Here is a 4,597-nt window from a genome sequence, read left to right as displayed (position 1 = left end):
CCGGTTACATTCCGAACCCGGAAGCTAAGCCTTTCAGCGCCGATGGTACTGCAGGGGGGACCCTGTGGGAGAGTAGGACACCGCCGAACAATTTGTTGGGGAAGCCCCGCACCGTATGGTGCGGGGCTTTCCTCATTTCCGGACCCTATTTCTCCCGTGGTAGCAGCCGGAGACCGGACACGGCAGGGCGGAACGGGGTGCGCAGCACCACCGGCCACCCCTCCCGAGTACCGCAGCAGGTGTGGTGCGCACGAGCCCGTGCCGGCGGCCGATTAGGCGTTCGGCTCTTTCGCGGGGTATAGTCTTCCTGTCGCCGCGGGGGAAACTCCGGAAAAGCGACAGGCCCCTATAGCTCAGTCGGTAGAGCGTCTCCATGGTAAGGAGAAGGTCAACGGTTCGATTCCGTTTGGGGGCTCAGAACGGAAAGGCCCCCCGCCTCACGGCGGGGGGCCTTTCCCATGTCCGGAACCGTCACTGCTGCAGCGGCTCCGGGACCCGCATCGTCAGGATGGCCATGTCGTCCGACGCCGGCTCCGCCGCGAACCGCTCCACCGCCCGCAGCACCCGCGCCGCCACCGCGCCGGCCGTCAGACCCGTACAGGTGCGCAACACGTCCGCAAGGCCGTCGTCACCCAGCATCCGCGTCCCCTCGCGACGTTCCGTCACACCGTCCGTGACGCACAGCAGGACGTCGCCCGGCTCCAGCGTCACCGTCTCCTCGAACAGCTCCAGGTCCTCCATGACGCCCAGCAGCGGCTGCGGCTCCGCCGCGGGCTCCACCGTGCCGTCCTGGCGCAGGCGCAGCGGCAGCGGATGTCCCGCACACACCACCTTCAGCACCGCGCTGCCGTCCTCCTGCGGCCACAGCTCGCCGTACAGCAGGGTGAGGAAACGGCTCCGGGCACCCTCGTCGAGGATGGCCGCGTTCAGCCGCTCCAGCACCGCCGGGCCGCCGAAGCCCTCCCGGGCCAGCAGTCGCAGCGCGTGGCGGGCCAGCCCCGTCACCGCCGCCGCCTCCGGGCCCGTACCGCACACGTCGCCGATGGCGAAGCCGTACGCCTTGTCGCGGATGGGGAACAGGTCGTAGAAGTCGCCGCCCACCTCGTTGCCCTCGCCGGCCGCCCGGTAGATCACGTCGACCTCGACGCCCGGGATCTGCGGAAGTCCCGGCGGGAGCAGGCTCCGCTGGAGCGACTGGCTGATCGCCGTGCGCTCGCTGTACAGGCGGGCGTTGTCCAGGGCCAGGGCCGCCCGGCGGGAGAGGTCCTCGGCCAGCTCCAGGATCTCCTGGCGGAAGTGGTCGTCGGACGGCTTGCCCAACGTCAGCATGCCGATCACGCGGTTGCGCGCCACCAGCGGCAGCACCACCGTCTCCCCGCCCACCACGGCCGCCGTCGCCAGCGTGGTACCGATCCCCGACGACACCGGCGGAGCCGCCCGGTCCAGCTGCCGGCGCGACATGTGCAGGGCCGCCCGCTGCGCCGCCTCCGCCGGGGCGTTCCACACGCGGGCGCCCGGCGCCGGTACCGGGTCCGGCGGGGCGATGCCCGACAGCAGCTCCTTCAGGCCGTCGATGCGCTCCTCGTCCTCGTGCAGCACGTACGACAGGTACGGGTCCGACGACTGGTCGGCGATCGTGTACACCGCGCACCACGTCGCCAGCGTCGGCACCGTCATCTGCGCCATCAACGCCAGCGTCTGGTCCCGGTCCAGCGTGCCCGCCAGCAGGTCCGAAGCCTCCACCAGGAAGCTCAGCGAACCCCGGCGCAGGCGCTCCAGCTCCCCGAGCCGGGCCGACTCCACCGCCAGGGCGATCCGGTCCGCGGCGAACTGCAGCCGCAGCGCCTCCTCGTTCGAGTAGCGCCCCGACGCCTCCGCCGCCACGCCGAGGGAGCCCGTCAGCCGGCCCTCCACCTTCAGCGGGACCGTCACCACCGACCGCATGCCCGTGCCGTTCAGCAGCGGTACCGCGCCCGGCACCGCCAGCAGGTCCTCGTGGACCGCCGGCATCCGGGCCGAGGCGTACCGGCTCGTCCCCGCCTCCACCGGCACCCGCGCGAACCGCTGCCGCGCCGAGGGCAGGCCGGTCGTGGCCCGCACCTCCAGCTCCGTCTCGTCGTCCGTCGCCAGCAGCAGGAACGCCGCGTCACCGTCCAGCATGTCCCGGGCCCGCTCCACCGTGCGCTGGAGGAGACCGTCCAGGTCGTCCGGGGCCGGAGAGCCGATGAACACCTCGAACGGGTCCGCCGTCCGCTCGCCCGACGACTCGCCGCCCGATGTGCGCGCCGGCGTCTGCAGGACCGCCCGCTCGTACTCCCGGACCAGCAGGCACACCGTCGACGGCTCCCCGTGGGTGTCGCGCACCCGCAGGTGGGAGGCGTACACCGGGACGACCCGGCCGTCGGTGCCGCGGATGCCGTAACTGCCCTCCCAGCGCGACAGCCGCAGCGCCTCGGCCAGGCCCGTGCCCGTCCCCGGCGTCTGCGGCCAGGCGGCGACGTCGCCCAGCTGCTTGCCGACGACCTGGTCCGCCGGATACCCGAACAGGAGCGCCGCGTCGTCGTTCCACGACGTGACCACCCCCGCGCTGTCGACCTGGAGGACCGCCACGCGGACCCGCTCGTCGGCGACCGGCAGCAGCTCCTCCGGGAGCGCCGGGCCCGCGTGCCGGGTGCCGACCGGCCGGTCCGGCAGGTCCAGCTGGAACCAGACCCGCTTCCGGGTGGAGGAGTACTCGACGCCCCAGCGGCTGGACAGGGCCGCGCACAGCAGCAGGCCGCGGCCGTTCTCCCGGTCCAGGGCCGCCACCGGCTCCGCGGAGCCCTGGAGGGGCACCTCGCGCTCCGGGTAGCGGTCGGCGACCTCCACCCGGACGCCGTGCTCCGTGCGCAGGCACAGCACGTCCGCCGCCGTGCCCGCGTGGATCACGGCGTTGGTTACGAGTTCGCTGGTCAGGACGACGGCGTCATCGACGACGTCGGAGTACCCCCAGCCTTGCAGGGTGTCCCGGACGAAGGCCCGGGCGGTCGCGACCGACCGCCCCACAGGTTCGAAACTGGCAGCCGCCCGCGCGGTGATCACAGAACTCCTCGTTCGCGTCTCGACGCCCGGCTCCGCCATGGTCGGCCCGCCCCTCCCCGGTACCCGGTGGTCGTACTGCGCCTCACCGACCCCGCCGGGCGGACCGGGGCGGTTGGACAGCCGCATGCCAGGTTACTTACCTTCGCAGTCCGGGCGGGCGGTGGTCGCCGCTGTTTCCGTCCCCAGAGGACGGGGACGTTATGCGGAGCAGCCGAACCGTTATGGGCTGGTCGCCTCGCGGTGAAACACTGGGAAGGCTTCCAGCGGCAGCCGGCGCACGCGCGCCGCGGCCGCAGCGATGCCCGAGCACGAGCCCGGGAGTACGGTCAACCCCCTCGGGAGGGACACGGTGGAGTCTGGCGTGGCGACGCGGGCCGGTGGCACGCGCGCGAAGGGCGGGCGTTCCCGGAGCAGCGGAACCGTCGAAGTGGACGCCGCGGCCCTGGAACGGCTGCTCGGCGCCCTCACGGCCATGCGGGACGGCAACTTCCGCAAGCGGCTGACCGTGACCGGCGAGGGGACGATGGCGGACATCGCCGCCGTCTTCAACGAGGTCGCCGACCGCAAACTGCACCTGACGGGTGAGCTCGCCCGGGTGCGCAGGGTCGTCGGGCGCGAGGGCAGGCTGTCCGAGCGGCTCGACGTGGGCGCCAGCGAGGGCGCCTGGGCCACCGCGATCGAGGCCGCGAACGCGCTGGTCGACGACCTGACGCGGCCCGTGTCCGAGGTGGGTCGCGTGCTGTCCGCGGTCGCGGACGGCGACCTCCAGCAGCGGATGGAACTGCGCTCCGAGGGGCCCGAGGGGGCGGGGCGGCCGCTGCGCGGCGAGTTCCTGAAGGTGGCCCGGACCGTCAACAACCTCGTCGACCAGCTGTCGTCCTTCACCGACGAGGTGACGCGGGTCGCCCTGGAGGTCGGTACGGAGGGCAAGCTCGGCGGCCAGGCGCAGGTGCGCGGGGTGTCCGGCTCGTGGAAGGACCTCACGGACTCGGTCAACACCATGGCGTACCGGCTGACCGCCCAGGTGCGGGACATCGCCCTCGTCACCACGGCGGTCGCCAAGGGCGACCTGTCGCGCAAGGTCACCGTGCACGTCGCCGGCGAGATGCTGGAGCTGAAGAACACCGTCAACACGATGGTCGACCAGCTGTCGTCGTTCTCCTCCGAGGTGACCCGCGTCGCCCGCGAGGTCGGTACCGAGGGCGAGCTCGGCGGGCAGGCGGAGGTGCCCGGCGTCGCGGGCGTGTGGAAGGACCTCACCGACTCCGTCAACACCATGGCGGGCAATCTGACCTCCCAGGTGCGGGGCATCGCGGAGGTCACGACGGCCGTCGCGAACGGTGACCTGTCGCAGAAGGTCACCGTCAGCGCGCGCGGTGAGGTCGCGCAGCTCGCCGACACCATCAACCAGATGACCGAGACCCTGCGTACCTTCGCCGACGAGGTGACGCGGGTCGCGCGCGAGGTGGGTGTCGAGGGGCTGCTGGGCGGCCAGGCGCAGGTGCCGGGCGCGGCC

Annotated in this window: 2 protein-coding genes, 1 tRNA gene and 1 rRNA gene; 3 read left to right on the top strand and 1 reads right to left on the bottom strand. The window is 72.7% G+C overall.

Features of this window, described 5'->3' with window-relative positions:
• Positions 1–89 (top strand): 5S ribosomal RNA (rrf, locus tag ACF053_RS21790); the annotation flags it as partial.
• A 253-nt stretch (positions 90–342) separates the two neighbouring features.
• Positions 343–415, top strand: a tRNA-Thr gene (locus tag ACF053_RS21785).
• 56 nt (positions 416–471) lie between these two features.
• Here the strand turns inward: ACF053_RS21785 and ACF053_RS21780 are convergent.
• Entirely contained in the window at positions 472–3,120 is a 2,649-nt protein-coding gene (locus tag ACF053_RS21780; protein WP_391955433.1) for a SpoIIE family protein phosphatase, read from the bottom strand.
• A gap of 310 nt (positions 3,121–3,430) precedes the next feature.
• On the opposite strand from ACF053_RS21780, the gene ACF053_RS21775 reads away from it, so the two are divergent.
• Positions 3,431–4,597: HAMP domain-containing protein (locus ACF053_RS21775; protein ID WP_391955421.1), on the top strand; the 1,167-nt coding region annotated here is incomplete at its 3' end.

The sequence above is a fragment of the Streptomyces kanasensis genome (assembly GCF_043077165.1).
Classification (GTDB): Bacteria; Actinomycetota; Actinomycetes; order Streptomycetales; family Streptomycetaceae; genus Streptomyces; species Streptomyces changanensis.
This window is presented reverse-complemented; position numbering and strand designations above follow the sequence as displayed.